This is a genomic window from Limnohabitans sp., from assembly GCF_044373035.1.
Lineage (GTDB): Bacteria > Pseudomonadota > Gammaproteobacteria > Burkholderiales > Burkholderiaceae_C > Limnohabitans_A.
Map to the genome: position 1 here is coordinate 1 of NZ_JBILQU010000174.1, position 3,681 is coordinate 3,681.

Genomic DNA, 3,681 nt, shown 5'->3' on the forward strand with positions numbered 1-3,681 from the left:
GCGTGCTGCCGGAGGGCTCGGCAGGTGTTTCGATGCACTGGCCCGTGACGTCAAACTTCCAGCCATGAAAAGGGCAACGCAGGCCATCGCCTTCGTTGCGGCCAAAGGCCAGGTCGGCCCCACGGTGCGGGCAGTCGCGGTCGAGCAAGCCATAGTCGCCCTGCGCATTGCGAAACAGTACCAAGTCTTGCCCCAGAATGCGCACCGCTTTCACCGGGCGAATCGCCATGCGCGGGTCGAGCGCGGGGTTGAACTCGTCCACCAAGGCGACGGGCTGCCAGTAATGGCGCATCACCGCGCCGCAGGCCGTACTTGGGCCAATGCGGGTGATCAACTCGTTTTGTTCTGCTTTCATGGGGCCTCTGGCTTGTGCCTTGTATCTACCGGTGGCGTGGGCCCGTTGGTCTGGAGGCCCACGCTTGTCTGTTGCCGGTCAGTTTAAACTTTGGCGCATTGTAGTCATCCGTCTTCATGGGCCATTGAATACGGCATGTTCCGTCATTGCGCGTGGCATGCGTCCTGGCAGTTTAAAAAATCCGTCATCCTGAGGCGCTGGGGACGCGGCGATCCAGTGGGATGCTTGCGCACAAAAGAGATTGCCACGCTTGAACTCACCAAGAAGGGCTGCAGCCTTGCTGGCATCAGGGTCCATTGGTCCACAAGTGATCGCTTAAAGTCAAGGGGCTAAAAAAGCCACATTGCATGGCCATATTTAGAGCAAAATCATGCCCATGAAACACATTATTTTTATCTACGGAACCCTCATGCCCGGCCTGCGGCTGGAGGCCCAAATGCACGGCGCCCGCTTTGTGGGGCCAGCCCATATCGCCGGTCGTTTGATCGATGTGGGCCGTTACCCCGGGCTACTTCACGGTGATGGGCAAGTCACCGGCGAAGTCTATGAAGTGGATGACGCGCACTTGGCACGTCTGGATGGGGTGGAAGGCGTGCTACCCGGTGACCGCGCCCAATCACATTACTGGCGTGAGTTGGTGACGGTGGTCAGCGGCCCGCAGCAAGGCCAGCAGGTGCAGACCTATCTGTACAACCGGCCCGTGGATGGCTGCACGCCCATCCCGCATGGCGATTACCGCCGCTACATCCGCGAAGTCGGGCGCGAGTCCTGAAAACCCAGCGGGTCAGTCCTTGATCACCAACTCCCCGCGCAGCGAGTGCGACAAGCCTTGGGTGATGCGCACATCGGCCATCTGACCGATCAGGCGGTCCATGTTCGGGCCGCCGGGGAAGTTGACCACCCGGTTGCATTCGGTACGGCCCGCCAGCTCGGTGGCGTCCTTGCGTGAAGGGCGCTCCACCAAAATGCGTTGCACCGTGCCCACGCGGCTCTCGCCAATGCGCTGCACGTTGGCTTCGATGGTCGCTTGCAGGTGGTGCAGGCGGCGCAGTTTTTCGGCGTGCGGCGTGTCGTCGTGCAGGTTGGCCGCAGGCGTGCCGGGTCGGGGGCTGAAAATGAAGCTGAAACTCGAGTCAAAGCCCACATCGGTGATCAGCTTCATCATCTTGTTGAAGTCGTCCTCGGTCTCGCCGGGGAAGCCCACGATGAAATCGCTGCTGAGCGACAGGTCAGGGCGGATCGCCCGCAGCTTGCGGATCGTGCTCTTGTATTCCATGGCGGTGTAGCCGCGCTTCATGGCCATCAAGATGCGGTCCGAGCCGTGCTGCACCGGCAAATGCAAGTGGCTCACCAGTTTGGGAATCTTTTCATACGCGTCGATCAGGCGCTGCGTGAACTCGTTCGGGTGGCTGGTCACGTAGCGGATGCGCTCGATGCCCGGCATGTCGGCCACGTATTCCAGCAACAAGGCAAAGTCAGCGATTTCCACAGCGCTTGTGCGGTTTGTGATGGTGTTGCCACCCATCTTGCCCCGGTAAGCGTTCACGTTCTGGCCCAGCAGGGTGATCTCTTTCACGCCCTGCGCGGCCAGACCGGCGATTTCGACCAGCACATCGTCAAACGGGCGCGACACCTCTTCGCCCCGGGTGTAAGGCACCACGCAATAGCTGCAGTATTTGCTGCAGCCTTCCATGATCGACACAAAGGCGGTGGCGCCGTCCACCTTGGCTGGGGGCAAGTGGTCGAACTTTTCAATCTCGGGGAAGCTGATGTCCACCTGCGGGCGCTGCTTGCGCTCGCGCTCGTTCAGCAACTCGGGCAGGCGGTGCAGGGTCTGCGGGCCAAACACCACGTCCACATAGGGCGCGCGCTTGATGATTTCGGCACCTTCCTGGCTGGCCACGCAGCCGCCCACGCCAATCAGCACGCCCTTGGCTTTCAGGTGCTGCACCCGGCCCAGATCGCTGAAGACTTTTTCTTGCGCCTTCTCACGCACCGAGCAGGTGTTGAACAAAATCAGATCGGCCTCGTCCACGTTCTGTGTGGGCACGTAGCCCTGCGCTGCGCCCAGCACATCGGCCATCTTGTCCGAGTCGTACTCGTTCATTTGGCAGCCAAAGGTTTTGATGAAGACCTTCTTGCTCATGTGGCCTCCACGGAATTCATGGAGGTGATGAAGTCAAGGCAAAGCAAAGTACGCCCGCCAGGGGCCAGAGTGCAGCGGTTCATGGTGTAGATCCAGAGGCTGTTGGGGAAAAGCGCGCGGGGCGCTAAGGAACGTGATTATCGCAGGCAGATCATTTCAGTGGGTCTGACGTTACCCCAAACCTTTAGACACTTCGGCTGGCGCAGTTTGCCGCTTACGCTCAGGATTCAGAAATGATTGAAAAAATCAGAGCTGCAAGTGGTCTTTCATCTCCGGTGAAAGAGGCTTGCATGATCGGGTAAACGTCGGCTTGGTTGAGTGCTGAGTAGTCGAGGGCAAATCCTGCCTGCTCAGCCAGTTGAGCGATGAACAACCTTTGCGCGCGTCCATTGCCTTCTCTGAAAGGATGAATCGCGTTGATTTCTGACAAATAGTGCGCGAGCCGATGCGATATGGGACTGGCCCCAAGTCCACGCAGGTGGTTCTCGTCTTTGAGCGTTTTAAATACTTTGTTAGCGTATGAAGCGATCAATCGGGCATTGCAAAAGCGACTGTCGCCCCGGACGATGTCCACCGTCCTGACCATGCCAGCCCAGTCATAAACATCTTGAAAGATGTGCGCGTGGATTTTGCACAAGTGATCGAGATCGAAATCGCCGTCGATGGCTTGCTCGGAGAGCTCAATGATGCGGAGGGTGGTGAAGTCGCCCTCGAACTCATCCAGCAAGTTTTGATCTGTGATCCCGGCCTTGTTTTACAGAACAGTGGTGCCGGGCATGCAGTAGGTGTCATCCGCCTCGTAGCGTGACATACCTGGACTTGAGCTCGGCGAGCAGTTCCGCAGTCGTTTTGTGACCGCTCACATAGGCCTCAAGTCCGAACTTGAGGCCGACACTGGGCCTGAGTTTTTCAATGCGCAGTGTGCCCAGCGTATTTGCAACGATTTTTTTACGTGCAGATGGGGTGGTTGGGCTTTGGGGCATTGCAAATGATTTCCAGTTCACTCGATTTTACTGAAGAGGCGTGGAACTGTCACTCATTGGCCAGGGGGCTCTTCGGCTTGAAAAACATCGGATAAGCCCTTTGCACCGTCGGGCTGTCATGGGCCCAGCTGTGGCATTGGCCCAGAAAATAGGGCGCCTGGGTCATTTCGGGGTGAGGCTGGCCCGTCAGTTCGCGG

At 58.5% G+C, this 3,681-nt stretch carries 4 protein-coding genes; 1 reads left to right on the forward strand and 3 read right to left on the reverse strand.

Annotated elements, in window-relative coordinates:
- A partial coding sequence (locus ACIQ47_RS15260) for a Rieske 2Fe-2S domain-containing protein (RefSeq protein ID WP_396438897.1) occupies positions 1 to 355 on the reverse strand: 355 nt, incomplete at its 3' end.
- Between the two features lie 376 nt (positions 356 to 731).
- Between ACIQ47_RS15260 and ACIQ47_RS15265 the strand changes: the two genes are divergently transcribed.
- A complete protein-coding gene (locus ACIQ47_RS15265) occupies positions 732 to 1,127 on the forward strand; it encodes a gamma-glutamylcyclotransferase (RefSeq protein ID WP_396438898.1) in 396 nt (131 codons plus the stop codon).
- A 12-nt stretch (positions 1,128 to 1,139) separates the two neighbouring features.
- Here ACIQ47_RS15265 and miaB read toward each other — a convergent pair whose 3' ends face one another.
- Both miaB and ACIQ47_RS15275 read right to left on the reverse strand, forming a co-directional pair.
- Positions 1,140 to 2,501 carry a tRNA (N6-isopentenyl adenosine(37)-C2)-methylthiotransferase MiaB gene (gene miaB, locus ACIQ47_RS15270; RefSeq protein ID WP_396438899.1) on the reverse strand — a complete coding sequence of 454 codons (1,362 nt, stop codon included), beginning with the start codon at positions 2,499 to 2,501 and terminating at the stop codon, positions 1,140 to 1,142.
- 220 nt (positions 2,502 to 2,721) lie between these two features.
- Entirely contained in the window at positions 2,722 to 3,228 is a 507-nt protein-coding gene (locus tag ACIQ47_RS15275; RefSeq protein ID WP_396438901.1) for a Fic/DOC family protein, read from the reverse strand.
- Positions 3,229 to 3,681 lie beyond the last annotated feature (453 nt).